The 26,324-nt window shown below is 43.1% G+C and carries 25 protein-coding genes and 1 other annotated feature; of the genes, 22 read left to right on the top strand and 3 right to left on the bottom strand.

The genetic code is table 11. The features are described 5' to 3' along the window. Positions 1–56: 56 nt before the first annotated feature. Entirely contained in the window at positions 57–824 is a 768-nt protein-coding gene (locus tag JOD03_RS08945; RefSeq protein WP_204590506.1) for a 3-hydroxybutyrate dehydrogenase, read from the top strand. A gap of 43 nt (positions 825–867) precedes the next feature. After that, positions 868–1,082 (top strand) — a binding site (T-box leader). Positions 1,083–1,138: 56 nt separating this feature from the next. Continuing rightward, entirely contained in the window at positions 1,139–3,553 is a 2,415-nt protein-coding gene (gene leuS, locus JOD03_RS08940; protein ID WP_204590505.1) for a leucine--tRNA ligase, read from the top strand. A 1,088-nt stretch (positions 3,554–4,641) separates the two neighbouring features. Here the strand turns inward: leuS and JOD03_RS08935 are convergent. Next, positions 4,642–5,895 (bottom strand): BaiN/RdsA family NAD(P)/FAD-dependent oxidoreductase, encoded by a 1,254-nt coding sequence (locus JOD03_RS08935; RefSeq protein ID WP_204590504.1) that lies wholly within the window; start codon positions 5,893–5,895, stop codon positions 4,642–4,644. Positions 5,896–5,998: 103 nt separating this feature from the next. On the opposite strand from JOD03_RS08935, the gene JOD03_RS08930 reads away from it, so the two are divergent. Further along, a complete protein-coding gene (locus JOD03_RS08930; protein ID WP_204590503.1) occupies positions 5,999–7,639 on the top strand; it encodes a putative polysaccharide biosynthesis protein in 1,641 nt (546 codons plus the stop codon). Continuing rightward, positions 7,639–8,343: a pseudouridine synthase gene (locus JOD03_RS08925; RefSeq protein WP_204590529.1), complete on the top strand. Its 705-nt coding sequence runs from the start codon at positions 7,639–7,641 to the stop codon at positions 8,341–8,343. The genes JOD03_RS08930 and JOD03_RS08925 overlap by 1 nt, the downstream gene beginning before the upstream one ends. 54 nt (positions 8,344–8,397) lie before the next feature. Here JOD03_RS08925 and JOD03_RS08920 read toward each other — a convergent pair whose 3' ends face one another. Next, on the bottom strand, positions 8,398–8,619 hold the full coding sequence (locus JOD03_RS08920) for a DeoR family transcriptional regulator (RefSeq protein WP_204590502.1): 222 nt from the start codon (positions 8,617–8,619) through the stop codon (positions 8,398–8,400). A 226-nt stretch (positions 8,620–8,845) separates the two neighbouring features. Between JOD03_RS08920 and pepV the strand changes: the two genes are divergently transcribed. The 6 genes from pepV to JOD03_RS08890 are packed head-to-tail and all read left to right on the top strand — an operon-like array spanning position 8,846 to position 14,062. Next, complete coding sequence (gene pepV, locus JOD03_RS08915) at positions 8,846–10,240, top strand: dipeptidase PepV (RefSeq protein ID WP_204590501.1); 1,395 nt, start codon at positions 8,846–8,848, stop codon at positions 10,238–10,240. A gap of 3 nt (positions 10,241–10,243) precedes the next feature. Then, a complete protein-coding gene (gene dat, locus JOD03_RS08910; protein WP_204590500.1) occupies positions 10,244–11,095 on the top strand; it encodes a D-amino-acid transaminase in 852 nt (283 codons plus the stop codon). Continuing rightward, positions 11,088–11,633 carry an RNA 2',3'-cyclic phosphodiesterase gene (gene thpR / locus JOD03_RS08905; protein WP_204590499.1) on the top strand — a complete coding sequence of 182 codons (546 nt, stop codon included), beginning with the start codon at positions 11,088–11,090 and terminating at the stop codon, positions 11,631–11,633. Before dat ends, thpR begins: the two co-directional genes overlap by 8 nt. Beyond that, the gene (locus JOD03_RS08900) at positions 11,630–12,547 is read left to right on the top strand and encodes a diacylglycerol/lipid kinase family protein (RefSeq protein ID WP_204590498.1); all 918 of its coding nucleotides are present in this window, start codon (positions 11,630–11,632) and stop codon (positions 12,545–12,547) included. Before thpR ends, JOD03_RS08900 begins: the two co-directional genes overlap by 4 nt. A 14-nt stretch (positions 12,548–12,561) precedes the next feature. Beyond that, positions 12,562–13,203 (top strand): tRNA (guanosine(46)-N7)-methyltransferase TrmB, encoded by a 642-nt coding sequence (gene trmB, locus JOD03_RS08895; RefSeq protein WP_204590497.1) that lies wholly within the window; start codon positions 12,562–12,564, stop codon positions 13,201–13,203. 10 nt (positions 13,204–13,213) lie between these two features. After that, positions 13,214–14,062, top strand: coding sequence for a YtnP family quorum-quenching lactonase (locus JOD03_RS08890; protein ID WP_204590496.1), 849 nt, complete (start codon positions 13,214–13,216; stop codon positions 14,060–14,062). 236 nt (positions 14,063–14,298) lie between these two features. Here JOD03_RS08890 and JOD03_RS08885 read toward each other — a convergent pair whose 3' ends face one another. Further along, a complete protein-coding gene (locus tag JOD03_RS08885; protein ID WP_204590495.1) occupies positions 14,299–14,616 on the bottom strand; it encodes a PepSY domain-containing protein in 318 nt (105 codons plus the stop codon). A gap of 166 nt (positions 14,617–14,782) precedes the next feature. Here JOD03_RS08885 and JOD03_RS08880 point away from each other — a divergent pair, with 166 nt between their 5' ends. From JOD03_RS08880 to ccpA, 12 genes are all read left to right on the top strand, one after another. Further along, positions 14,783–15,856: a M42 family metallopeptidase gene (locus JOD03_RS08880; protein ID WP_204590494.1), complete on the top strand. Its 1,074-nt coding sequence runs from the start codon at positions 14,783–14,785 to the stop codon at positions 15,854–15,856. 40 nt (positions 15,857–15,896) lie between these two features. Next, entirely contained in the window at positions 15,897–16,418 is a 522-nt protein-coding gene (locus JOD03_RS08875; protein ID WP_204590493.1) for a DUF84 family protein, read from the top strand. A gap of 57 nt (positions 16,419–16,475) precedes the next feature. Beyond that, a complete protein-coding gene (locus tag JOD03_RS08870; protein WP_204590492.1) occupies positions 16,476–17,003 on the top strand; it encodes a hypothetical protein in 528 nt (175 codons plus the stop codon). Then, a complete protein-coding gene (locus JOD03_RS08865; RefSeq protein ID WP_204590491.1) occupies positions 17,000–17,314 on the top strand; it encodes a thioredoxin family protein in 315 nt (104 codons plus the stop codon). The genes JOD03_RS08870 and JOD03_RS08865 overlap by 4 nt, the downstream gene beginning before the upstream one ends. Before the next feature lie 37 nt (positions 17,315–17,351). Next, positions 17,352–18,161, top strand: coding sequence for a DUF1444 family protein (locus JOD03_RS08860; RefSeq protein ID WP_204590490.1), 810 nt, complete (start codon positions 17,352–17,354; stop codon positions 18,159–18,161). Continuing rightward, positions 18,162–18,779 (top strand): YtpR family tRNA-binding protein, encoded by a 618-nt coding sequence (ytpR, locus tag JOD03_RS08855; protein ID WP_204590489.1) that lies wholly within the window; start codon positions 18,162–18,164, stop codon positions 18,777–18,779. 130 nt (positions 18,780–18,909) lie between these two features. Continuing rightward, on the top strand, positions 18,910–21,180 hold the full coding sequence (locus JOD03_RS08850; protein WP_204590488.1) for a DNA translocase FtsK: 2,271 nt from the start codon (positions 18,910–18,912) through the stop codon (positions 21,178–21,180). A gap of 12 nt (positions 21,181–21,192) precedes the next feature. Next, positions 21,193–22,488, top strand: a complete 1,296-nt coding sequence (murC, locus tag JOD03_RS08845; protein WP_204590487.1) for a UDP-N-acetylmuramate--L-alanine ligase — start codon at positions 21,193–21,195, stop codon at positions 22,486–22,488. Between the two features lie 158 nt (positions 22,489–22,646). Next, positions 22,647–23,135 (top strand): DUF948 domain-containing protein, encoded by a 489-nt coding sequence (locus JOD03_RS08840; protein WP_204590486.1) that lies wholly within the window; start codon positions 22,647–22,649, stop codon positions 23,133–23,135. An 11-nt stretch (positions 23,136–23,146) separates the two neighbouring features. Then, positions 23,147–23,692, top strand: a complete 546-nt coding sequence (locus tag JOD03_RS08835; protein WP_204590485.1) for a YtxH domain-containing protein — start codon at positions 23,147–23,149, stop codon at positions 23,690–23,692. 178 nt (positions 23,693–23,870) lie between these two features. Then, positions 23,871–24,956 carry a bifunctional 3-deoxy-7-phosphoheptulonate synthase/chorismate mutase gene (locus tag JOD03_RS08830; RefSeq protein WP_204590484.1) on the top strand — a complete coding sequence of 362 codons (1,086 nt, stop codon included), beginning with the start codon at positions 23,871–23,873 and terminating at the stop codon, positions 24,954–24,956. A gap of 140 nt (positions 24,957–25,096) precedes the next feature. Further along, entirely contained in the window at positions 25,097–26,095 is a 999-nt protein-coding gene (gene ccpA / locus JOD03_RS08825) for a catabolite control protein A (RefSeq protein ID WP_204590483.1), read from the top strand. The last annotated feature ends 229 nt before the right edge of the window (positions 26,096–26,324 follow it).

The raw sequence follows: 26,324 nt of genomic DNA, 5'->3' as shown, positions 1-26,324 counted from the left end.
GATTAAGCCGCCTCGTGCGGCTTTTTCTATTCAGAATAGCAACAGGAGGGACATCGATGGTACAAGATAAAGTTGTATTAATTACAGGAGCAGCTCAAGGGATCGGTTTTGAAATTGCAGAAGAGTTTTTCAAAAATGGAGCCAAAGTTGTGCTTACAGACATTAACGAAGAAAAAGTAAAAGAATCCGCTGCAGCGCTTGGTGGCGACAGCCTTGGTATTAAATGTGACGTGACAAACGAAGAGGAATTGAAAGCTTCGATTGATCAGACAGTTGCAACATTTGGTCGACTAGATATCTTAATTAACAATGCTGGGATGCAACACGTGGCAATGCTTGAAGATTTTCCGACAGAGCGTTTTGAACTTCTAATTAAAATCATGCTGACAGCACCGTTTGTCGCAACGAAACACGCACTTCCGCATATGCGTAAACAAGGTTTCGGCCGCATTATTAATATGGCGTCTATCAATGGTCTTGTCGGGTTTGCAGGGAAAGCTGCATACAACTCAGCGAAACACGGCGTGATTGGATTAACAAAAGTGGCTGCACTTGAAACGGCAGCAGACGGCATCACAGTCAATGCGATTTGCCCAGGTTATGTGGATACACCACTCGTGCGCAATCAGATGCAAGACTTAGCGACAACACGCAACGTGCCACTTGAAAGTGTACTTGAAGAAGTCATCTATCCATTAGTTCCTCAAAAGCGTCTACTAGACGTAAAAGAAATTGCAGACCTTGCGATGTTTATCTCGAGCGAGCAAGCAAAAGGGATGACAGGTCAGGCAGTCGTATTAGACGGCGGCTACACAGTTCAATAAAGCACTTGAACAACGGCGCGTCTTCCGGTACAATTACAATCAATAACAGACTGTGATAAGGATCAGTAGGAACTGTAGATTTCTTTAGAGAGCTGGTGGGTGGTGCAAACCAGTGAAATCCGATTCTGAACTCCCCTTTGAGTCAAACAGGCGAACATTTAGTAGTCTGTTTCGTATTCCGCGTTAAGGAATCAAGTTGAGCAGAATTCTGCTAATTTGGGTGGTACCGCGTGAGACTAAATTTCTCTCGTCCCTTTTTTAAGGGGCGAGTTTTTTTATTGTCTAAAATGCGCCACCAACAAGGAGGAACTACAATGAGTTTTCCGCATCAGGAAATCGAGAAGAAGTGGCAACAATTTTGGGATGACAACATAACATTCCGCACAGAGAACGACAACTCAAAGCAAAAGTTTTACGCACTAGACATGTTCCCATATCCATCAGGAGCTGGCCTACACGTAGGACACCCAGAAGGATACACGGCTACAGATATTTTGAGCCGTATGAAGCGTATGCAAGGGTACAACGTATTACATCCAATGGGGTGGGACGCGTTTGGTCTTCCTGCAGAGCAATACGCACTAGATACAGGAAACGACCCGGCTGAATTCACTGCGCAAAACGTAGCGACGTTCAAGCGTCAGATGAAAGATCTTGGCTTCTCCTATGATTGGGACCGTGAAGTTAATACGACGGATCCGAACTACTACAAGTGGACGCAGTGGATTTTTATTCAGCTGTATAACAAAGGCTTGGCGTATGTGGATGAAGTGGCTGTGAACTGGTGTCCAGCTCTTGGTACTGTTCTTGCTAACGAAGAAATTGTCGACGGCGTTTCAGAGCGCGGCGGCCACCCAGTCGAGCGACGTCCGATGCGTCAATGGGTGTTACGTATCACTGAATATGCAGAGCGTTTACTGGATGATTTAGAAGAACTGGACTGGCCGGAAAGCATTAAAGATATGCAGCGCAACTGGATTGGCAAATCTGAAGGTGCTGAAATCACGTTTGCAATCGATGGAACAGATAAGAGCTTCCGTGCGTTTACGACGCGTCCAGATACTTTGTTTGGTGCAACGTATGCCGTGCTTGCTCCTGAACATGCTTTAGTGTCGGACATCACAACAGCTTATCAAAAAGAAGCGGTGGAAGCTTACTTAGATAAAGTGAAGTTAAAGAGTGATTTAGAACGTACGGATCTTGCGAAAGAAAAGACAGGCGTATTCACAGGTGCTTATGCCGTTAATCCTGTATCTGGTGAAAAAATGCCGATTTGGATTGCAGACTATGTACTTGCTACTTACGGAACAGGTGCTATCATGGCGGTTCCGGCACACGACGAGCGTGATTATGAGTTCGCTACTGAATTCAACTTACCAATCAAGGAAGTCGTGGCTGGAGGAGACATTACAAAAGAAGCATACGTTGGGGACGGCGAGCATGTGAACTCGGAATTCCTTGATGGTTTAGGAAAAGAAGATGCTATCGCAAAAATGATTGACTGGTTAGCGGACAAAGGTGTCGGCGAAAAGAAAATCACGTACCGCTTGCGCGACTGGCTATTCAGCCGTCAACGTTACTGGGGTGAGCCGATTCCAATCATTCACTGGGAAGATGGCACAATGACGACAGTTCCGGAAGATGAGCTTCCTCTAGAACTTCCAAAAACGACAGACATCAAACCAAGCGGCACTGGCGAGTCACCACTTGCGAACATTGAAGAATGGGTGAACGTGGTACATCCTGAAACCGGAATGAAAGGTCGTCGTGAAACTAACACCATGCCACAATGGGCAGGTAGCTGCTGGTACTATATCCGCTACATCGATCCAGACAATTCGGATGCAATCGCAGATCCAGAGCTATTGAAACGTTGGCTGCCTGTAGATATTTATATCGGTGGAGTCGAGCACGCTGTTCTTCACTTGCTATACGCGCGTTTTTGGCACAAAGTGTTGTACGATGTAGGCGTCGTCCACACAAAAGAGCCATTCCAGAAGTTATTTAACCAAGGAATGATTCTTGGGGAAGGTAACGAGAAGATGTCAAAATCAAAAGGCAATGTTGTAAATCCGGACGATATCGTTCTTTCACATGGTGCCGACACATTACGTATGTATGAAATGTTCATGGGACCACTTGAAGCAGCTGTTACATGGTCAACAAACGGATTAGACGGCTCTCGTCGTTTCCTAGACCGCATCTGGCGTTTGATGATGACAGAAGAAGGGACGCTTGCTGCAAAAGTTCAAGAGTCATCGGACACAACACTTGAGAAGGTCTACCATCAAACAGTGAAAAAAGTGACAGAAGACTACGAAGGCATTCGTTTCAATACAGCCATTTCGCAATTGATGGTGTTCATTAACGAATGTTACAAAGCCGATGTTGTGCCAACGCATTATGCAGAAGGTTTTGTGAAGATGTTGTCCCCAATTGCACCGCACGTAGCGGAAGAGTTGTGGCAGCACTTAGGTCACACAGAGTCCATCACATATGCAGAATGGCCAACGTATGACGAGAGCAAATTGGTCGATAACGAAATCGAAATTCCGGTTCAAGTGAACGGAAAACTTCGTGCGAAAGTCGTTGTGGCGAAAGATGCTTCTCGTGAAGAGATGGAGAAAATTGCGTTTGAAAACGAAGTAGTAAAAGAGTGGACAGACGGCAAGGAAATCCGCAAAGTGATTGCAATCCCTGGCAAGATGGTCAATATTGTCGTTGGATAATAGATCAACCCCCTTCATCTATTTTGGTGGAGGGGGCTTTTGATTGAGTTCATTAAAAGTGGAAATCCCTACAGCCAGGTTGCCATTTCCTGGGTGAGTTTCCCTGAGCCTCCCCACGTAAGCTGAAAGAAGAGCACTTTCATCTTCGTTGCCGGGTCTCAGGAAAACTCAGATGGCCCGGGAAATGACAACCTGGCTTCCGGGATTTGATACCAACTTTAATCGCAAAAAAAGAACTTCCAAGTTAATGGAGTTCTTTATTTGAATTATTAACTGTTATTTATGTACCTTCTCATCTACGAACTTTTACACTATTTTTGTAAGACCCAGCAATTATTACGTAGCAAAATAGTAATGTGGCAACTATTAATATCGTAACCGAGATGAAACTAGGATCACCCAGAAGAGCCTGAAAGATATTTTCCAATGAAATTCCTTTATCTATCCATCTTAAAATACCTGATAAGATGAAACCAGTCAGTATACCAGAAAACATAAGTATCCAAAATTTAGATTTACTCATATCAGCCTCCAAAATTTTAAATATGTTGAATTAGTACTTCACTTAACATAATAATATCATAATATTCTATATTTGGAATTTTATTTCCTTTTTTTGATGGGTGACAGGCACCGATTTCTCTCTTTAATTGCGACGAATCCCTATATAACACCATTTTTATTTCCAACAGTTCCCATTTGGTGCCTGTCACTTATTTTCAAAACCTCAGCGACACAAGCCCTTGCTAGGAAAGATCTTAGGAAATTAGGGTCTGGTTATTGAATTAGTTTCCATAAAACGACTTCGGTAGAATAAATTCGATTTGGGTAGATTAAATCCCACTTTGGGTAGAATAAATTTCACTTTCGGTAGAAGAACGGTCGCTCAGTTTTCGAGTGACCGATTTTTCATGGATTCTCTTTATTAATTTTCCTTAACTCAACGCCTTGGAGTCTGCTACACATCTAGAGTAATCGAGTTGCGCCTCCTAGAAATCCCGCAAGATGCCAACGCATCCCATGAAGCAAAGAGCGCTTCACGCGCTCCGCTGTCATCTTGCACAATTTCTGAACAGTCGGCTCCACATCTAAAGTGACGCCGCACTCATCCCCGCAACTCTGCCTGTAACAAGGGCCGCTGTGATATTATAACCACCCGTGTAGCCGTGGATATCCAAAATTTCCCCGCAGAAATAAAGCCCGTGCTTTTTCTTCGACGCCATCGTCTTTGGCTCGATTTCTTTAATTGAAACACCGCCACCCGTCACATAAGCTTTTTCAAGTGGCTGCGTACCATCGACTAGCATCGAAAACGACTTCAACAATGTAGAGAAAGTACGTACGCGTTCAGCTGACAACTCTTCACCACGCAAGTCCTCACTGATTTCCGCACGCTTCAGCAAAAATAACAGCCATCTTTCCGGGACAAGGCCTTTCAATGAATTCTTCACTGCTTTTTTTGGTTCGTCTTTTAAAATGCCGTACACATGTTGGAACGTTTCTTCACCGTTCATTTCCGGCAATGAATCGATGCGCAGTTCGACGGGTTTTCCACCATTTTTCTTACGTTCTTTTACAACAAATTGACTGCAACGCAAGATAGCGGGACCGCTGACGCCAAAGTGCGTGAATAGCATATCCATCTGATGCGTTACTAGTGTTTTGCCTTTAGCGTTGTGCACGCTCACGGCAACATCGCGAAGAGCAAGGCCTTGCAATTCTTTTGTGCGAATAAATGCTTCAGAAGATAAAACGGGTACTTCTGTCGGGAAAAGTTCCGTTACCGTGTGGCCAGCTTTTTCTGCCCACGGGTAGCCATCTCCCGTTGAGCCTGTTTGCGGAACTGCTTTTCCACCAACGGCAACTACAACGGCATGCGCGCGAATTTCTGTACCGTCTTCGAGGCGAACGCCAAGTACTTTTTCATCGTCCATTAATAGCTTCGCAACTTTTGTTTGTAGACGGACGTCTACATGCCAGCGTTTCATTTCGTCAATCAAAGCATTGACAACATCCATGGCTTTGTTCGAAACCGGGAACATGCGCCCGTGATCTTCTTCTTTTAAAGGAACATCCAACGCTTCAAAAAACGCAATGATGTCTTCGTTATTAAATACGGAGAATGGACTGTACAAGAAACGACCATTTCCTGGGATGTGCTTTACGATTTCTTCTTGAGGCAGCCGATTTGTTACGTTACAACGTCCGCCACCAGAAATGGCTAATTTTTTTCCGAGCTTTGTACCTTTTTCGATGAGTAAAACTTTTTTCTTTTCGGCACCTGCAGCGCACGCCGCCATAAGTCCAGACGGCCCGCCGCCGATTACGATTACATCAAACATGAATTGGTCACAATCCTTTTTTTCTTTTTAGTATACAGCATTGAGCTTTTGTGTGAGGAGTTGTAAACTGAAAGATAGACATTTTGCAGATGGGAAGATGATGATGGCAGGAAATTTGCTGAAAGGTACTATGATATTAACGCTCGGGCTCGTTTTATCACGAATTCTTGGCGTACTTTATGTAATTCCGTTTTATCAACTGATCGGGGAAGAGTATGTGGTGCTTTATCAATACGCATATGTTCCTTATACGATTATGCTAGCCATTGCGGTTTCCGGTGTTCCGGTAGCAGTCAGTAAGTTTGTTTCGAAATATAATGCAATGGGCGATTACGCGACCGGACGAAAACTTGTAAAATCTAGTGGATTGATCATGCTTGGAACTGGGTTTGTCGGATTTCTCGTTTTGTTTTTTATGGCGCAACCACTCGCAGAAATAGTGATGAATCAACAAGCATCAGGAGATGTCGATGAAAATCTACCATTCAACGTCAATGATGTGGCGACTGTAATTAAATACGTCAGCTTCGCCGTGCTAGTCGTTCCGGCGATGAGTTTAATACGTGGCTTTTTCCAAGGTTATCAACATATGACACCAACTGCAGTATCGCAATTGATTGAACAAATTGTTCGTATTGCTGTACTACTTGTAGGAGCATTTGTCGTTGTAAAACTAATTGGTGGTACTGAGAAGACGGCAGTTTCATTTGCTGTATTCGCTGCATTTATCGGTGCACTTGCGAGTATGGGCGTTCTGTTTTGGTACTGGAAGAAGCTACGACCTGAGTTCGATGAAATGATGAATTACACGGGGACAACAGAATCAACAAGATCTTTAAAAACGATTTACAAAGAAATGCTGATTTACACGGTTCCGTTCGCCCTTGTTGGGGTCATTAATCCGCTTTTCCAATTTATCGATATGATTACGTTCGTGTCGTCAATGGAAGCGATCGGTGTCGCGAAAGGAACAGCCAATACGTTGCTAGGGATGCTCAACTTCTCGAGCCACAAGCTTGTGATGATTCCGGTCATGCTTGCGATGGGATTCGCGATGACACTGATTCCCTTGATTACGACATATTATGCTAAACAAGACATCGCAGGATTGACGCGTTCACTGAATCAAACATTCCAAATTCTTGTGTTCTTAACGCTTCCTGCGGCATTGGGTATTTCTCTATTGTCGTATGAATTTTATACGGTGTTTTACGAAGCAAGCGAAACAGGTGCGAGCATCTTAGCCGCTTATGCACCGGTTGCAATCTTGTTCGCTTTATACCCGGTAACTACTGCTATTCTCCAAGGAATCGATCAGCAAAAACTCATCATATTGAACTTGATGATTGGCATACTCGTGAAAATGCTGCTGAACGTACCGTTTATTAAACTCTTTGAGACAAATGGAGCAATACTCGCAACATCTGTTGGCTACTTGACAGCCATCACATTGAATTTCCTGGTGATCCGTTACTTCCTTGCATACGAGACTAAGATGCTTTTCAGACGCTTAGTACTGATTGTGGGACTTACTGCAGTCATGCTTGTACTAGCGTTCTTCACGAAGGAACTGTTAGAGCTTTTCTTAAATCCAGATTCCAAACTGCAATCTATTGTCATTATTGCAGGAGCTGCTGGGGTAGGAGCAGCATTTTACGGGTTTGTTAGCTTGAAACTCGGTCTTGCTCAAAAGCTCTTTGGAGAGCGTTTAACTCGTTTCACTAGAAAGTTGGGAATTTCATGATGCGACTCGATAAGTTTTTAGGGAACATGGGCATTGGAACGCGAAAAGAAGTCAAACAGCTTGTGAAAGCACGAGCTGTCACTGTGAACGGAGTTCTTGTAAAGGACAGTGGTTTATCCATTGATCCAGACAAAGCGGATATCCGTGTCTATGATGAACAAGTACTATTTAAGCCGTATATATATTTAATGATGAATAAACCACCGGGAGTCATTTCTGCAACAGAAGACCACCGAGTCAAAACGGTGCTCGATTTATTGGATGCGGCTGTTCGCCATTACGATCTTCACCCAGTCGGTCGTCTAGACAAAGATACTGTCGGACTCTTGCTGCTAACGAATGACGGCGATCTAACACATCGTTTGCTTTCTCCTAAAAAGAAAGTGCCGAAAAAGTACTATGCTCATGTGGAGGGTGTTGTGACGGAAGCAGATGTTGCAGCGTTTGCGCGTGGTGTGGAAATCGGAGAAGGATACATTACGAAGCCTGGAGAACTGATTATACTCGAAAGTGATTCGGTTTCGAAGATTGAACTCATCATCACAGAAGGAAAGTTTCATCAGGTCAAGCGGATGTTTGAAGCGGTAGAGAAAAAAGTCGTCTACTTAAAACGTCTTGAAATGGCTAATCTTCGTTTAGATGAGACACTTTCTGAAGGTGACTACCGGGAACTCACAGAAGAAGAATTCAAAAACTTACAGTAAACATAAAAGAGAGGCTCCGATTGGGGCCTCTCTTCGTTCTAAGTTGTGGGTTGTCTACGATGAGATTTTAACGCGTTTGTTCGTCGTTGTCCATTTCCCTCTAACAGGGCTGATGACTAGGTCATTAAATGCTAGCACGTTCAAATCTCGTTGAATCGTGCGAGGAGTGATGCCAAATTCTTCGACTAAATCTTGTGTTGTTACTGTTCCGTTCTCACGGATGAACATATACATATCTTTAATTCGATTGAGCATCCGATCAGTAGTTGGTTTCATTCGTAACCACTCCTTCTTATCGTATCCTTGACTCGACTAGCGGACGATTGGTAAAACGGTTAACTAGTTACTTTAGACATCCCCTTTATGTTCTATTCTAAAACTATCTGACAATTTCATTATAAGCGCTTTTGCAACAATTTTCTAGAAAATTTGCTGATTTTACAAAACCTTAATGCTATTTCGGTGTAAAATAGAAGCATTATTCATCTTGAGGAGGACTACCATGAATTGGTTTGAACTAGCCACAGCACGAAAAGACGAGCTATTGAAAGAACTCCAGCAGTTAATTTCTATAGAAAGTGTGTTGGATGAATCTGCTGCTACAGAAGACGCCCCGTTTGGACCCAAACCTCTCGAAGCACTCGAATACCTTCTGCATCTTGGAGCAGAGCAGGGAATGACGACGAAGAATGTTGCAAACGTCGCAGGACATATCGAGATGGGACAAGGGGATGAACTGATTGGTGTTCTCGGTCACGTAGATGTTGTTCCAGCGGGGGATGGGTGGAGTGTGCCACCATTTGAAGGACGAATCGTCGGCTCAAAAATGATTGGGCGCGGCACGATCGACGACAAAGGACCGACTATGGCTGCTTGGATGGCAATGAAACTTGTAAAAGATTCAGGTATTCCACTAGAGCGACGCGTTCGTCTAATCATCGGAACGGATGAAGAGAGTGGATTCCGCTGTGTGCGGCGTTATTTTGAAACTGAAGAGATGCCAACACTAGGATTTGCGCCTGACGCTGATTTTCCAATTATCAATGCGGAAAAAGGAATCGCAGGGATTGAATTGTCTCAGTCGTCAACAAACGAGGCTTCTTCACTAGTATTTTTCCAGTCAGGAGAACGTACGAACATGGTGCCAGATGAAGCGAATGCGCTTCTCGAGTTGCCACTTAGCGAACTCGAGGCCTCTTTCCAGAAATTTTTACTTGCAAATAACCTAAAGGGAAAAGCGCAAAACGTGAACGGGAAAACTTCACTTATAGTCAGCGGAAAATCCTCGCATGCGATGGAGCCGGATAACGGGATCAATGCTGCAGTCAAACTTGCAGAATTTCTTGTTACGTTAAATATAGGCGGGCAAGGTGCGAAATTCGTGAAGACTTTGGTGGATGCATTCGGAAGCGATTCCCGTGGAAAAACATTTGATGGGTATTTTTCTGACGAAATGTCAGGTGAAACAACCTACAATGCGGGTGTCCTTCACTTTGTGCGTGAAGAAGGGTTCACAATCAAAGTGAGCATGCGCTACTCCGTCAGCGCACCGTTTGAAGAACTCGTTGAGAAAATTACGGACTATTTCAAACAGAACAAAGTCGACGTGCGTGTCAGTTCAAACTCAGGTCCGCATTATGTAGATGCATCCGATGAGCTGATTCAGACGTTATCTACTGTATACGAAAGACAAACTGGTGAAAAAGCAGAACTTCTCGCAATTGGTGGCGGAACCTATGCGCGTGTGCTTAAAAAGGGAGTTGCATTTGGTATGGTGTTCCCAGGAGAAGCAGACGTTGCCCACCAAGCCGATGAATTTGTCGACATTAAAAATCTACTAAAAGCGACAGCAATCTATGCAGATGCACTTGCTGAACTCGCGGGAAAGAAGGACTAACTCATGGAAAAAGTACTTTGGAATGATCAACTTGTTGCACGAGACGCTGTACATATCAGCATCGAAGACCGCGGCTATCAGTTTGGAGACGGCATTTATGAAGTTGTAAAGGTATACAACGGAGACGTATTCACTGCAACAGAACATATCGACCGATTGTATGCGAGTGCCGATAAAATCGGTATGGCAATCCCGTACACAAAAGATGTGCTGCATCACTTGATTCATCAATTAATCGAAGAAAATGAATTAGGAACAGGGATTGTGTACTTACAAGTAACTCGCGGTCATTCGCCGCGGAACCATGCATTCCCGAATCCTGCAGTGGAAGCTGTTGTGACAGGCTACACACGCGAATCAGCACGACCTGTCAACGAACTTGAAACGGGAGTTACTGTTTGTTTAGTCGAAGATGTTCGCTGGTTACGTTGTGACATAAAATCTTTAAATCTGCTTGGAAATGTCATGGCAAAACAAGAAGCCGTACAAAAAGGCTGTTTCGAAGCGGTGCAGCATCGCGGAGAAGTCATTACAGAAGGTTCGTCGTCGAACGCATACGGCATTAAAAATGGAGTTCTTTATACACACCCTGTAAACAACTTGATTTTGAATGGAATCACGCGTCAAGTTATTTTGGATTGTTGCGCAGAAATCGGTCTTCCTGTCGTAGAAGAAGCCTTTACTAAGGAACAAGCACTTCATATGGATGAATTTATTGTATCGTCGACTGGAATCGAGGTCATGCCAGTCGTGAAAATCGATGAAACCGTAATTGGAGATGGCAAGCCAGGGGAATGGACTCGAAAGCTACAGCAAGCATTCGAAGCAAAACTGCCACAACAACTTCATGTCTAATGCGCATTATTTTGTCGGGATCCCGGTCCCTTCTAAATACCATGCCTATTTTATAAATCTGCAACAAACACTTGAACTCGAGCACTATTACCGCCGTGTTACGCATGCAACTGATTTACATTGCACTTTGTCTTTTATCGGAGAGCTGTCTTCAGATCAGCTCCAACAGCTTCAACAGCTACTCTCAGAATTGAAGAGTAAACCGTTTTCGATGAGTACCACGGAGATTGCTGGGTTTGGAGAGGGCAAAATTCCTCGTGTCGTCTATACAGCGGTTGAAGGAAATCAAGCACTAGATGAGCTTGAACAAAAACTGTGGGCCGTCACGTCACGATTCGGGGCAGATAGAAAATCACCTTATGTTCCCCATGTCACGCTTGCAAAACGTACACGACAAATAGAGGACATTCGGTTTACAGGCCAAGCACAAGTAAGCTGGGAGGTAGCCGAGTTCTGTCTGTTCCGTGTCAACAAAGGTATGCGCCCCAGTTATGAACAGATTGCAAGTTTTCCACTGCAACTGGAGTTGTTTCAATGAAGCGGCTCGTTGTAGTTGTAAATCCAGCGGCTGGCAATGGTCAAGCATTAAAGAAATGGTATCAAGTAGAAAAGCAACTGGCGAAACCGTATGAAGTTTTCTTTTCCGAATACCATCGACATGCAGTCGAATTTGCGCAGAAAATCAGTCAAGATGCTCAGCCAACCCTACTTGTTGCGATTGGAGGAGACGGAACGGTTCACGAAGTGATTGAGGGATGTGCGGGAAGCACCCATGTAGAAGTCGTGGCTCTCTCTGCAGGCAGTGGCAATGATTTTGGTCGGACATTCACAACCATTAAGTCCGCTGAAGAGATTGACTTACTAATGCAATCCACAACTTCCGTTCAGATGCGTATCGGTCAATTATCAACGCCACTCAATCGTGCAATTTTTGTGAACAATGCGGGATATGGATTTGACGCAAAGGTCGTCTATGCAGCCAATCGTTCGATCTGGAAAAAAAGATTCAACCGCTATGGTGTTGGGAAAGTAGCGTATTACGGAGTCGTCGTGAAGGAGCTTCTCACGTATAAGCCGTCCTCTTTACACCTTGAAATTGACGGGCGGCCGCATCAAATACCGGATGTTTGGTTTGTTGTCGTATGCAATCAATCGTATTTTGGAGGTGGAATGAAAATTTCTCCTCAATCGAATCCGGTGGATGAAATTCTGGAAGCAACCGTCGTATCAAACATTTCAAGGTGGAAATTACTTGTTTTATTTGGTACGGTCTTTATAGGCTGGCACACAAAGTTGAAAGCAGTCCAAAGTTTTTCCGGCACTAGCTTTCGCTTTCGCTTCGCACATGCAACAATTGGGCATACCGACGGAGAATTCTGCGGTGAATTGCTGCCTCATGAATGGGCAGAGGTTTCATTGAAGCCACAAACTTGGGCAATGCCCGTGAAATAGAAAGGTGAACAACTATGCGTTTACGTCATAAACCATGGGCTGAAGACTATATTAAAGCCCATCCGGAAGTCGTTATTGCGGACCCGGAATCACGAAAAGGAAAATGGCATGAAGAGTTCGGGAACACAAACCCCGTTCATGTCGAAGTTGGAACAGGCAAAGGTGCCTTTGTCATTGGCATGGCACGTCAAAACCCGCACATCAATTACATCGGAATCGAATTGTATGATTCTGTTATCGTGGTTGCTCTTGAAAAAGTACTGGAGCAGGAATCTCTTCCAAACTTACGTCTATTGAATGTAAATGGAAAAGACCTCACGGAGTATTTTGATAAAGGCGACATTGGTCAAGTGTATTTGAACTTCTCGGATCCATGGCCAAAAACCCGTCATGCGAAACGTCGTCTAACGCATGCCAACTTCCTTACACTTTATAAAGAGTTGCTACCTGAAGGTGGAGAAGTACACTTTAAAACCGACAATCGTGGCTTATTTGAGTATTCTTTGATGAGCATGACCGATTTTGGCATGAAACTAGTATTTGTCTCGCTCGATTTGCATGCCAACGAGCCAGAAGACAATGTACGAACAGAGTATGAGGAAAAGTTTGCTGCAAAGGGGCAGCCGATTTATCGACTTGAAGCAAAATTCAACTAGGGGTGAAGAAATGGACACGTATCAATTTGGGGAATTTACGTTTACATGGTTAAAAGGTGGTACAACCAATATGGATGGAGGAGCGATGTTTGGCGTCGTTCCGAAACCGCTTTGGTCAAAAAGATATCCGGTCAATGAACAAAATCAAATCGAACTTCCGTGTGATCCACTACTCATTCAAACAGGTGACTACAAAATCTTGTTGGAATCCGGACTAAATGCGGGGAAGTTTGATGACAAGAAAAAGCGCAACTACGGCATTACGGACGAATCTCGTGTCAACGAACAATTAGCGGAACTCGGCTTAACACCCGCTGACATCACGCACATTATGATGACTCACATGCACTTTGATCACGCGTCTGGATTGACAAGTTTAGAGCAAGATGGTTCATACAGCTCCACATTCCCAAATGCCACAATCTTTGTGTCGGAAGTAGAATGGAACGAGATGCGCAATCCGAATGTTCGTTCACGCAATACATACTGGAAAGAGAACTGGCAGCCAATTGAGCAGCAGGTGCAAACTTTCTCAGAAACACACGAAGTCATTCCAGGTCTTACAATGATTCATACAGGTGGTCATAGTGATGGCCATAGTATCATCAAAATGGAACAAAACGGCGAGACAATTATTCACTTTGCAGATTTGATGCCGACACATGCGCACCAAAGTCCGTTATGGGTTTTAGCGTATGATGATTATCCGATGACGTCTGTTTTTACAAAAGAGAAGTTAGTGAAAGAAGTGCTCGACAACGGGTACTGGGTAAGTTTCTACCATGACTCGTTTTATCGTTTGTTGAAATGGTCACCGGACGGTAAAGAAATTGTCGACGCTGTGAAACGTACACCTTAATTTGGATCCGGCCTCTGGAGTGGGGGCCGGTTTTTTTGTTGGCGAATAGTTTCCATAACATGACTTCGGTAGAACAAATCTGATTTCGGTAGAATAAAAATCGATTTGGGTAGAACAAATCCCATTTAGTGTCGAACAAATCGCCGCTTCGTCCGATGAACGGCCGCTCAACCAAACTACACACCAAATTAAAAAACGAACCGCTGCTCCAGCGATTCGTTTCACTCACCATTCATTTATGAAATCTTTTTAATCTCTAACACAGAGCCTGTACGCGCATCCGCTGCAAACTCGTAGTTTTCAGTCTGCCCGTTTTTCATACGCGTAATGCCACCTTTAAAAACTTCTGTCTCGATAAAGCCAACATGAAACGGTTCAGTTTTCATATAGACCCAAGACCCGTCAATTGGCCCCTCTTGCTTAAAGGCTTCCTTCACCTGCTCTAAAACTTGATCCGCTGTCACACTTGGAATATAGCGACTAGCTGCTTGTGAAGCGACGACCCCAATCACGACACCTGTTCCTAGACCCATCATATAATCACGTAATCTCATTTACGAATTCCTCCTCTATACAAAAAATACCTTACACACAGTATATACGTTTTTAAACAGAAAACGAAACATTAGCTATTTCGAAAATCGAAAGAAAAGATGGAATTTTGCACTAGATTCTACTACACTAGAAAGTAGAGTGATTTTGTTAAGGGGGACATTACAAGTGAATCAAGAAACTTTGCAGTTGTTTAAAACATTAACAGAACTACCTGGAACGCCAGGAAATGAGCACCAAGTTCGTAACTTCGTACGATCAGAACTAGAAAAATATTCGGATGACATCATTCAAGATAATTTGGGTGGCATCTTCGGTGTCAAGAAGGGACCTGAAAATAGCCCTCGCATTCTTGTTGCCGGACACATGGATGAAGTAGGATTTATGGTTTCTAGCATCACAGAAAACGGAATGATTCGTTTCCAGCCGCTTGGTGGATGGTGGAATCAAGTCATGCTCGCGCAACGTGTAGATATCGTGACACGTGAAAAAACAATTCCTGGTGTGATTGGATCAATCCCGCCGCACTTGTTGAGCGAAGAAGTACGCAATCGTCCTATGGATATCAAGAACATGTTGATTGATGTCGGGGCAGACGATAAAGCAGACGTTCAAGCGATGGGCATCCGTCCAGGTGATCAAATCGTTCCAGTGTGTCCATTTACGCCAATGGCAAATCCGAAAAAAATCATGGCAAAAGCGTGGGACAACCGCTATGGTGTGGGTCTTGCGATTGAACTGTTAAAAGAACTAAAAGGTGAAACGTTGCCGAATCAATTGTTCTCTGGAGCAAACGTAATGGAAGAAGTTGGTCTTCGTGGAGCACAAGCATCTGCAACGATGATTCAACCTGATCTGTTCTTCGCACTAGATGCAAGTCCAGCGAATGATGCGTCTGGCGACAAAAATGAATTTGGTCAACTTGGAAAAGGAACATTATTGCGTATTTTAGACCGTTCGATGGTGACTCACCGTGGAATGCGTGAATTCATTTTGGATACGGCTGAAACAAACAAGATTCCGTACCAGTATTTCATTTCACAAGGTGGGACCGATGCAGGACGTGTCCACACGGCAAACGAAGGGGTTCCAAGTGCAGTAATCGGAATCTGCTCGCGCTATATTCATACGGCAGCTTCGATCATTCACACAGACGATTACGCGGCAGCGAAAGAACTGCTCATCAAACTTGTGAAATCAGCAGATGCTACTACATTGAAAACAATCAAAGACAACGTCTAAAGTGTCCTTCGGGGCACTTTCTTTAATAGGAGGAACTGATATGATTTGCACTATTGGAACACAAAACAAAGCGAAAATTCAAGCTGTGAAAAATGCATGTGAAAAAGCTGGAGTAATCTTTGATTTTCAACCATTCCCTGCAGAATCAGATGTGGCAGCACAGCCCATCTCAGATGAGGAAACACGACAAGGCGCGATAAACCGAGCACGTCACGCATTGCGTGAAACGGAATCAGAAATTGCCATCGGCCTAGAAGGTGGAGTCAAGTGGATCGAAGGGACTTTGTATTTGTGTAATTGGGGAGCACTTGTTACGAGAGATGGAGAGACGTTCACTGCAATGGGCGCTGGATTACCTCTTCCGGAAGAAATCGCAGAGGGGATTCGTGCGGGACAGGAACTTGGACCTTTAATGGACCTCTATACGAACAAACAAAATATTCGCCATAATGAAGGGGCTATCGGCGTGTTCACAAATGGGCTCATTGATAGAAGTGCGATGTTTGAACATATCGTGCTGCAGCTGATCGGACAATGGATGCGTCAAAAATCAGTTGTTTGATTGTTTTGGCCTAGACAGGTACAATAGAGGGCGGGGAAAAAGAAGGGAGGCCATCAAATGATAAAACGTAAATGGCGATTTTTACTTGTCCCACTGGCTCTCGTCCTTGTACTCGCAGCTTGTGCATCACCTGAAGAACAAGCAGCTGAAGGTGTGCGAAGCGCAACTAAATTACTTGAAGAGACACCTGAGCAACCAAATGAAAAAGTTGGCGAACACGGCCTATTCATTCCATCAGGCTATCAAGTAGAAACAGGGTCAGAGGCACCAAATATATTATTGAATCACTCAAACGACACGTATGTGTTATTTATAAATGAGAATGAACCGGCTACTAGCAGACTGTATTATGATTTACTCGTATCGGATCCTTCAAAAGAAATTGTGGAAGAAGAGACGAATGAATTGAGTGACCAATTTGGATTCGCAGCTGTGGTCGCGCATTCAGATGATCAATTTGAATTGATTGTTAGCCGCGGCGGCGTAAAGCTTTCTACCGTCACAAATGACAAAGCGATTGATACAAAATTACAAGATATGATGCGGATTGTGCATTCATACCAAACTGAGGAGGCGTCACAATGATTGATTTACAGTCAAAAGAACAGTTTGAAGAACTAAAACAAGGCAACACAGTATTCTTATTCACAGCTGGCTGGTGTCCGGATTGTCACTTTATCGATCCTTTCATGCCAGAAGTGGAAGAGAAGTATGCACACTATACATTTGTCTCAGTTGATCGAGATCAATTCATCGAAATCTGCCAAGAGATGGACGTCTATGGCATTCCAAGTTTCATCGTTTTTGAACAAGGGTTAGAAACGAAACGTTTTGTTAGCAAAGACCGCAAGACACAACAACAAATTGAAGAGTTTTTAGACGGTTCACTCGCGTGAACCGTTTCATTTTGAAGCTGAGAAGGGAGTGCTCTCAATGAAGCCTTTGCAGCTGATTGCACAGTTAAAAACATCATTACTCGAAGAGGATTATACGTATTCCTACAATCGTGAAACCAATATTCTTAAACTCACACATAAACGTGTGAACCGAACAATTGAATTGTCACTCGGTCCAGTGATTGCGAAGTATGGACAAAAGAAGGAAAAGGCGATCGAAGAAGTCGTCTATATGATTCACGAAACATTTGACGCGATGGAAAAAGAGCAGCAAACAGAACGCTACTTGAATCCAACAATTTATCCTGTTATTCGCGCGACTTCATTCCCAACAAAGTCGAAGCAAGGTGTACCGTTCATCACTAGACCTCACACTGCAGAGACACGTATTTTCTATGCACTGGATTTAGGGTCTACGTACCGCTTAGTCGATCAAGACCTGCTAGGGAAATTGCAAATGACTGAACAAGAAGTAACAGAGTCTGCACTATTCCAATTGCGCAATTTACCAACTGCGTATAAAGTAGATGAAGTTGCAGGAAACAAGTACTACTTTTTCAACGCGAATGATGGCTACGATGCGAGTCGCATTTTAAACGATCGGTTGATGAAGGAGATGCAAGACAAAGTCGAAGGTGAGATGACACTCGCTGTTCCTCATCAGGATGTTTTGATTATTGGAGACATTCGAAATGATGCTGGCTACGATATTTTAGCCCAAATGACGATGCATTTCTTTACAGTAGGAATTGTTCCGATCACATCATTATCATTTTTATACGAAGAAAGCGAGCTTGAACCGATTTTTATTCTCGGAAAGCATGCTAATCAAAAGGAGAACAACTAAATGCGCGTGTATTACAATACAAAAGGAATCGGTGACGTTTTATTAATTGAATTAGGTTCTACTACTAATGAACTTTCAACTGAACGCTTTGGCGACGTTACCCTCGTTACAGATGCAGTGACAAATGAAGCAGTAGCGTGTAATCTATTCTGTTTTTCAACATATGAAAAGTTACCTGGAGACGGAGTTGTTGAACTATCTCCTGAATTGGTGTCAAAACTACAACAAATTCTAGATCAGAATGACGTGCCACTTGAATTAAAAGCTGACTTCACTCCAAAATTCGTTGTCGGGCATGTGAAAGAACTAACAGCTCATCCGGATGCAGACAAACTTCGCGTTGCAACAGTGGACGTTGGAGATGAAGAATTGCAAATTGTATGTGGAGCTCCGAATATCGAACAAGGACAACACGTCGTCGTTGCAAAAGTTGGCGCCACAATGCCATCAGGTCTTGAAATCAAAGATGCTGTTCTTCGAGGCGTTCCCTCTTCTGGGATGATTTGTTCTGCAAAAGAGCTAGCAATTCCCAATGCACCACAAGAAAAAGGCATTCTCGTCATAGACTCTTCAGTCGTTCCGGGTACCCCTTTTGAATCGTTATCTATTACTTTCTAAGCATGCCATCTGGCGTGCTTTTTTTATTCCTACTAAAACATCACTTCTACCTAGACGTGTGTACGAAATTCCTACAGACGTCAGGCCTTTTTCTTGGTAAAATGGAGAGATAGAAAGGATGAAGAACACCATGGAATGGGTAAAACGATTATTCCGACAAAACCAGCAAGAAGAAATACCAGAACAATCATCCTTTGAAGAAGTGCCGGCGAAGAAGCAGCCACCATTCCGCTTCCCGCTCATTTCGGACGATGAAAAAAACTATCTAGTAAATAAACCTACGGCAGCTCCATTTGAGCCAACGCCTTCAAGTTATTCATATGAAAACCACTATACGTCTTCTGAGCCACAGGCACCGAAAAAGCCGTACGCTCCTTCAGAGCCGCGTACTCCGAAACGCCAGCAAGATCCGGTTTCAAATAAGCCTGTGCAAAAAGAAATTGTACGGTCAAAAAAGCGCTACGTGCCATCTGTCGTTCCTTCGCCAGTCTTTGGGCTGAAGACAGAGCAAGAATCAGCAGCTAGCATCACACGAACAATGCGCACATCTCACTATGATTGGACAGCTGAACAACAGGAAGAGTTACCAGTGCAAGCTGTTGAACTCGATATTCCAACTAAAGGTGAAGCCTTAAGGACAGAACCAGTTGTAGTAGATAAGATGAAGGATGAAATTCCTGCGCCTCAAGAGCAAGTGGTGGAACAGTCAGTAAATCTAAACAATGAAGAAGCAACAGCAACAATTGAGCAAGTAGCCCTTGAACAAGCGGAGAATGTAGTTGAAGAAACTGTACCCGAGCCAGAGCGCCCGAAAGAAAAAATCAAACCTTTCAATGTATTGATGCTTTCTTCGGATAAACGTAAGCTTGAACAAAAAGTATCTGTACCTACTCAGCTCAAACAAGAGCCGATTCAAGTGCCAGCGCAACCAGCTGTACCTCTTGATGAGACACGCGATATGAAGTCTGAAGTAAAAGAAGAACCTATTGTACCCAACTATGCAATGCCAGCGTCCAACTTCCTACATGCACCTGTACATAAATCGGATGATAATGAGTGGATGGATCAACAAGCCGAGCATCTTGTCGAGGCACTCGCACATTTCCAGATTCAGTCTGAAGTGATCTCTATTGTCCAAGGTCCAGCTGTCACTCAGTTTGAGTTAACGGTAGGGCAGGGGACAAAAGTAAGTAAAATCCGTAATTTAACAGATGACTTGAAATTAGCACTTGCTGCTAAAGACATTCGTATCCAAGCACCGATTCCTGGGCGCCGCTCAATCGGAATAGAAATTCCAAACCGTGTGTCACGTGCTGTGCAATTATCGGAAGTAATTGAAGCACCTGCCTTTAAAAATGCAGATTCTCCACTTGAAGTGGCAATGGGGCTCGACTTGCATGGTCAACCTGTGACAATGGACTTGCGCAAAATGCCACATGGCTTGATTGCTGGTGCCACTGGTTCTGGAAAGTCTGTCTTTATTAACTCACTGCTCATTAGCTTGTTATATAAAGCTTCACCGAGCGATGTCAAACTGTTACTGATTGATCCAAAAGTAGTGGAATTAGCGCCATTTAACCATATCCCTCATTTAATCAGCCCTGTCATAACAGATGTGAAAGCTGCTGCTGCTGCACTAAAATGGGCAGTTGAGGAAATGGAAAGACGCTACCAGTTGTTCGCACATGCAGCAGTACGTGACATTTCTCGCTTTAATCAGAATGCAATTGAAGCTCGCAAATTTTCGAAAAAACTTCCATACATCGTAATTGTCATTGATGAGCTTGCGGATATGATGATGGCCGCGCCACAGGACGTGGAGGATTCGATTTGCCGAATCGCTCAAAAAGCGCGTGCATGTGGTATCCATCTCGTTCTAGCTACGCAACGACCAAGTGTTGATGTCATCACGGGTCTCATCAAATCTAATGTTCCAACGCGTATTGCGTTCTCTGTTTCATCTCAGATCGACTCCCGGACGATTCTTGACCAACAAGGAGCTGAGCGTCTGTTAGGAAAAGGGGACATGTTATACCTCGGAAGTGGGATGGCAAGCCCAATCCGGATTCAGGGGACTTATGTTTCGGATGATGAAATCGACAGAATCATTGCGCATGCTCGTTCGCAAGGAGAACCAGACTACATTTTCAAACAAGAAGATTTAATTGTGCGCGCAGTCGAAGTGGAAGAACAGGATGAGCTATTTGAAGAAGCAAGCCGTTTTATTATTGAACATGGCGCTGCTTCGACTTCTCTATTGCAGAGAAAGTTCCACTTAGGCTATAATCGAGCAGCACGGCTAATGGATGCTATGGAAACAGCAGGCATCATCACAGGCCAAAATGGAAGTAAACCACGTGAAGTACTCGTATCCGAAGAGTTTTTACAGGAAATTTTGTAAGGAGGAACCCAAGTGACAACCTATCATTTTACAGGAATTAAAGGATCGGGGATGAGCTCGCTCGCTCAAATCCTCCATGACGTGGGCCATCACGTTCAAGGCTCAGATAAATCAGAGTTCTTTTTCACTGAAAAACCTCTTCATGAACGAGGAATCAATGTTTATGAATTCGAACAAGCAGATATTACCGCAGAGATGATTGTGATTGCAGGAAATGCGTATCCAGATTCTCATCCGGAGCTTGAAAAAGCACGAACTGCCGGTGCAGAAATTATTCGCTATCATACTTTCTTAGGGAATTATATGAGTCAGTTCACATCTGTTGCTGTAACAGGAGCACATGGGAAGACTTCAACTACTGGTTTGTTATCACACGTTTTGAACGTGTATTCACCAACCTCTTATTTAATTGGGGACGGAACGGGGAACGGCTTAGCAGATGCTGAGAACTTTGTGTTTGAAGCGTGTGAGTACCGTCGACATTTCCTAGCGTATCATCCAGATTATGCTGTGATGACAAATATTGATTTTGATCACCCAGATTATTTCACTAGTAAAGAAGACGTATTCTCTGCGTTCCAAGAGATGGCGTCTCAAGTCAAAAAAGCAATCTTTGCTTGTGGAGATGACGATGACTTACTGAAAATCACGGCTTCGGTTCCGGTTATCTATTACGGGATTAAGAGTGGCAACGATTTCCAAGCGACATCCATCGAGAAGACCCCGGATGGTACTACGTTTGATGTGATGATCCGTGATGAGTTTTATCACCGATTCCATATCCCGATGTACGGCGATCACACGATTCAAAATGCACTAGCAGTCATCGCACTTTGTCATTTTGAAGAGATTCCAGCAGAAGCGATTGCCAAAGGTCTATCAACATTCGGAGGGGTTAAACGTCGTTTCACAGAAACGTTTAAAGACGCACGTGTACTAATCGATGATTATGCACACCATCCAACTGAAATTACAGCTACAATTCAGTCTGCTCGTCAGAAGTATCCAGACAAAGAAGTGATTGCTGTCTTCCAACCGCATACGTTCTCACGTACTGCAAAATTCTTAGATGAGTTTGCAGACGCATTGAGTAAAGCAGATAAGATCTATCTCTGTGAGATTTTTGCATCTGCTCGTGAAGCACAAGGGGAGTTAACGATTCATGATCTTCAGAAATTGACGCCAAACAGTGCAATTTTATCGGAAAGTGATGTGTCACCACTTTTGGTCCACGAAGACGCAGTGTTCCTGTTCATGGGAGCAGGAGACGTCCAGAAATTCCAGCAGGCTTTTGAGAAGTTGATTTAAAACCGTGCCTCGGGGCGGTTTTTTATTTTCACTTGAAATCTAAGGAGCACTATTGCCATAATAGGAACATGGGAAAAAAGAAGCAGTGGAGTTTATCTTGGATGTCACAGGGTATACTAAAACTAGCAATTGAAAGTTAGCTAAAGGAGGAACAGTAGATGGAGAACTTATTGTACATAGCTGCCGTTATTGCAGCAGTCGGATTCCTTGTTCTCTGTGTCAGCATGGCGATTACCTTGTTTTCAGTAAAGAAAACATTGGCCAACGTTGCTGTTACAGTCGAGCACTTAGATTCCAACCTGCAAGACATGACAAAAGAAACGGCACTATTACTACACAAAACAAACGCTCTAACAGAAGATATTCAATACAAATCTTCTCAATTAAACGGTCTTGTCACATCTGTTAAAGGATTTGGGGATACTGTTAACCAGTTCAATTCATCTATGCAGCGTATTACAAGCTCTGTAACGAATGAAGTTGAAAAAAATGAAGACAAAATTGCACAAGTTGTGCAGTGGAGCAATGTAGTATTAGGGATTCGCGATCAATGGAAAGAGCGTAAATCATTAGAAGAAGCGGGTTACTATACGTATAAAGCAAAACAAACGAAGCAAGAAGATTCATCATATCAATCTACTTTATAGGAGGAATTACGATGACAAACTACTCAAATAAACCAAGTTATGGCGATAGCCGCAAAAATACAGAGTATTACGATCACGAAGCTTCTTATGCGTCACAAGGTGAGACGTTCTATGCACCACAAAATTATGTGGGTCATGATGAAATCTACCGTGAAGAATCTGCAAGCAAAGACTTTTTGTTAGGCGCATTAGTAGGAGGAATCATCGGAGCAGCTACTGCTTTGTTACTAGCACCAAAAAGTGGAACTGAACTACGTGGTACTATCTCTGAACAAGCTTTAACTATTAAAGAAAAGTCAGCTGATCTTTCTCAAAACGCTAAAACAAAAACGACAGAAATCTCTAAAAAAGTTTCGGATTCTTCTAACCAGTTATTAAGTAAAGTGAAGAAGAACCAAACTCCTCCGATGGATGATGGCACTGCTTCATCTGAAGGTGAAGAAGAAATGGACGTACTGGAAACTGTATCAAATACAGTAGAAGATGTAGATACAGAAACTTCTCCAGTGGGCGAAGCTTTCTCAGACGCATTAAAAGATTCAGAAGAAAAAAAATAGTAATAGGCACCAACACCTCGCAATGCGGGGTGTATTTTTTGCTAAATAACTTTAACGAGTTGAAGCGTTAAATTATTTTACGTGACTTTTCAACTCTACTTCCTTATAATAGACAGTATCTCGAAAATGAAGTACAATTTTCAGAAATTCAACCGCATCATAGGAGAGGAGCAACACAATGAGTCAATCAGAATTAGAAACACTACGCAGCCGTGTCGACGAGCTGAACACCGAAATTCTCAAACTTATTAATGAACGCGCAACAGTTGTTCAAGAAATCGGTAAAGTCAAAGAGAAATCAGGTGTGAATCGCTATGATCCTCTGCGTGAGCGCAATATGCTGGACCTTTTAAAAGAATCCAATCAGGGGCCTCTCCCACAATCTACAGTCGAACATATTTTCAAAGAAATCTTTAAGACTGCTTTAGAACTACAAGTGGACGACCAAAAGAAAGCCTTATTGGTATCCCGTAAAAAGAAAGCAGAAGATACAATTGTTACTGTGAACGGAGAGCCAATTGGACAAGGAAAACCATCATTCGTATTTGGACCTTGTGCAGTTGAATCCTACACACAAGTGGCAGAGGTTGCCGCATCAATTCAATCCAAAGGGTTAAAACTTATCCGTGGGGGAGCATACAAGCCACGTACGTCTCCATACGATTTCCAAGGACTTGGTCTAGATGGATTAAAAATCCTGAAACAAATTTCAGATGAGTTCGGTTTGGGCGTGGTATCTGAAATTGTTACACCTGGACATTTAGAAGAAGCACTTGATTACATCGATGTGATTCAAGTGGGTGCTCGCAACATGCAGAACTTCGAACTATTAAAAGCAGTTGGTTCAATAGATAAACCGGTTCTTCTAAAACGTGGAATCTCAGCGACACTGGACGAATTTGTTCATGCTGCAGAATACATCATGTCGCAAGGAAATGATCAAATCATTCTTTGTGAGCGTGGTATCCGTACGTATGAAAAAGCAACACGCAACACATTAGATATTTCTGCGGTGCCAATTTTGAAACAAGAAACGCACTTGCCAGTATTTGTAGATGTTACGCACTCAACAGGGCGTCGTGATATCTTGTTACCAGCAGCAAAAGCTGCTCTTGCCATTGGAGCAGATGGAGTGATGGCAGAGGTTCATCCAGATCCAGCTGTTGCTTTATCAGATCAAGCTCAACAAATGAACTTGAAGCAATTTGATGATTTCTACAGTTCATTACAAAATTTCATGAAATCTCATGAAATTCACGCATAAAACTGAGCATCCTTCGGGGTGCTTTTTTTCGTTGTTAAAAGTAAATGATTTCCTTTCATGAAATGCCATGATTTTATACGTTTTTCATACAAAAGTATTGTATACTAAGTTAAATAGTACCTGACAAAGGGGAGAAAACCATGACAGTCACGATTTATGATGTAGCACGTGAAGCAAATGTCTCAATGGCTACAGTCTCACGTGTAGTAAATGGCAACCAAAATGTAAAGCCGGCAACTCGCCAGAAAGTTCTTGCCGTCATTGAACGTCTTGATTATCGTCCAAATGCAGTAGCACGTGGATTAGCAAGTAAAAAAACAAAAACTGTTGGCGTTATTATTCCCGACATCTCGAATGTCTTTTATGCAGAACTTGTGCGTGGAATTGAAGATATCGCAACAATGTATCGCTATAACATTATTCTGACCAACTCAGACCAACAGCCTCAAAAAGAAGCGCAACTGCTCTCGACTTTATTGAGTAAACAAGTGGATGGCGTAGTGTTGATGAGTGATCAATTATCAAATGAGCTCCGTGATGAAATGAAACGTTCATCTATCCCGATGGTTCTTGCAGGGACTTTAGATCAAGCGACGGATACGCCTTCTGTGAATATCGAATATCATGAAGCGGCAGTTCAAGCTGTTGAACGACTAATTCAAAACGGTCATCAACGAATTGCTTATGTGACCGGTTCGTTGAAGTCCTCCATTAATCGTTTGCACAAGCTCACAGGATACGAGAAAGCTTTGGATGCTGCAGACCTTGAAGTAGACTCGGACTTGATTGTAGAGGTCGAGAATACATATGAGGAAGGGATTCGTGCGTTTGAACAACTCCAAAGCCTAAAGCAACCTCCAACTGCTTATTTTGCAGGAAATGATGAGATTGCAATCGGCATTTTGCAAGGCGCAAAAGATGCAAATCTAAATGTCCCAGGTGATATTGAAATCATCAGTTTTGAAGATTCAAAATTAACCCGTATGGTGCGCCCGCAATTAACAAGTATTGCAATGCCTCTATATGATATTGGTGCGGTTTCGATGCGTCTACTTACGAAGTACATGAACAATGAAAAAGTCGAAGAGGGTACAGTTATTTTGCCGTACCGTCTCGAAGAACGTCAGTCAGTGAAATAATACTTGAATTTAAGTCGCCCTCCATCCAGAACGCCATTTCCAGGGGGCTCAGTTAGTATACAAAAGTCATTTCAATTTATCTCAACATTTCTTCAAGAAGAATATCATAGAACTTTTCTTACTAGTTAATTAGCAAACAATCGCTGTCCTAAACTATATTTAATTAGACGCTAAAAAAGGCCTCCAACCAGAAATTTCTTTTCTGGTGGGGGCCTTTTTTGTAGTATTT

The sequence above is a fragment of the Chryseomicrobium aureum genome (genome assembly GCF_016909155.1).
GTDB classification, from domain to species: domain Bacteria; phylum Bacillota; class Bacilli; order Bacillales_A; family Planococcaceae; genus Chryseomicrobium; species Chryseomicrobium aureum.
This window is presented reverse-complemented; position numbering and strand designations above follow the sequence as displayed.

Excerpts from the sequence above, each read along its gene's own strand:
- JOD03_RS08885 (WP_204590495.1), bottom strand. The coding sequence starts at position 14,616 with ATGAGATTACGTGATTATATGATGGGTCTAGGAACAGGTGTCGTGATT.
- trmB (WP_204590497.1), top strand. The coding sequence starts at position 12,562 with ATGCGTTTACGTCATAAACCATGGGCTGAAGACTATATTAAAGCCCAT.
- dat (WP_204590500.1), top strand. The coding sequence starts at position 10,244 with ATGGAAAAAGTACTTTGGAATGATCAACTTGTTGCACGAGACGCTGTA.
- JOD03_RS08840 (WP_204590486.1), top strand. The coding sequence starts at position 22,647 with ATGGAGAACTTATTGTACATAGCTGCCGTTATTGCAGCAGTCGGATTC.
- pepV (WP_204590501.1), top strand. The coding sequence starts at position 8,846 with ATGAATTGGTTTGAACTAGCCACAGCACGAAAAGACGAGCTATTGAAA.
- JOD03_RS08935 (WP_204590504.1), bottom strand. The coding sequence starts at position 5,895 with ATGTTTGATGTAATCGTAATCGGCGGCGGGCCGTCTGGACTTATGGCG.
- JOD03_RS08920 (WP_204590502.1), bottom strand. The coding sequence starts at position 8,619 with ATGAAACCAACTACTGATCGGATGCTCAATCGAATTAAAGATATGTAT.
- JOD03_RS08870 (WP_204590492.1), top strand. The coding sequence starts at position 16,476 with ATGATAAAACGTAAATGGCGATTTTTACTTGTCCCACTGGCTCTCGTC.
- JOD03_RS08865 (WP_204590491.1), top strand. The coding sequence starts at position 17,000 with ATGATTGATTTACAGTCAAAAGAACAGTTTGAAGAACTAAAACAAGGC.
- JOD03_RS08890 (WP_204590496.1), top strand. The coding sequence starts at position 13,214 with ATGGACACGTATCAATTTGGGGAATTTACGTTTACATGGTTAAAAGGT.
- JOD03_RS08875 (WP_204590493.1), top strand. The coding sequence starts at position 15,897 with ATGATTTGCACTATTGGAACACAAAACAAAGCGAAAATTCAAGCTGTG.
- JOD03_RS08850 (WP_204590488.1), top strand. The coding sequence starts at position 18,910 with ATGGAATGGGTAAAACGATTATTCCGACAAAACCAGCAAGAAGAAATA.
- JOD03_RS08860 (WP_204590490.1), top strand. The coding sequence starts at position 17,352 with ATGAAGCCTTTGCAGCTGATTGCACAGTTAAAAACATCATTACTCGAA.
- ccpA (WP_204590483.1), top strand. The coding sequence starts at position 25,097 with ATGACAGTCACGATTTATGATGTAGCACGTGAAGCAAATGTCTCAATG.
- ytpR (WP_204590489.1), top strand. The coding sequence starts at position 18,162 with ATGCGCGTGTATTACAATACAAAAGGAATCGGTGACGTTTTATTAATT.
- JOD03_RS08925 (WP_204590529.1), top strand. The coding sequence starts at position 7,639 with ATGCGACTCGATAAGTTTTTAGGGAACATGGGCATTGGAACGCGAAAA.
- leuS (WP_204590505.1), top strand. The coding sequence starts at position 1,139 with ATGAGTTTTCCGCATCAGGAAATCGAGAAGAAGTGGCAACAATTTTGG.
- JOD03_RS08835 (WP_204590485.1), top strand. The coding sequence starts at position 23,147 with ATGACAAACTACTCAAATAAACCAAGTTATGGCGATAGCCGCAAAAAT.
- thpR (WP_204590499.1), top strand. The coding sequence starts at position 11,088 with ATGTCTAATGCGCATTATTTTGTCGGGATCCCGGTCCCTTCTAAATAC.
- JOD03_RS08930 (WP_204590503.1), top strand. The coding sequence starts at position 5,999 with ATGGCAGGAAATTTGCTGAAAGGTACTATGATATTAACGCTCGGGCTC.
- JOD03_RS08945 (WP_204590506.1), top strand. The coding sequence starts at position 57 with ATGGTACAAGATAAAGTTGTATTAATTACAGGAGCAGCTCAAGGGATC.
- JOD03_RS08900 (WP_204590498.1), top strand. The coding sequence starts at position 11,630 with ATGAAGCGGCTCGTTGTAGTTGTAAATCCAGCGGCTGGCAATGGTCAA.
- JOD03_RS08830 (WP_204590484.1), top strand. The coding sequence starts at position 23,871 with ATGAGTCAATCAGAATTAGAAACACTACGCAGCCGTGTCGACGAGCTG.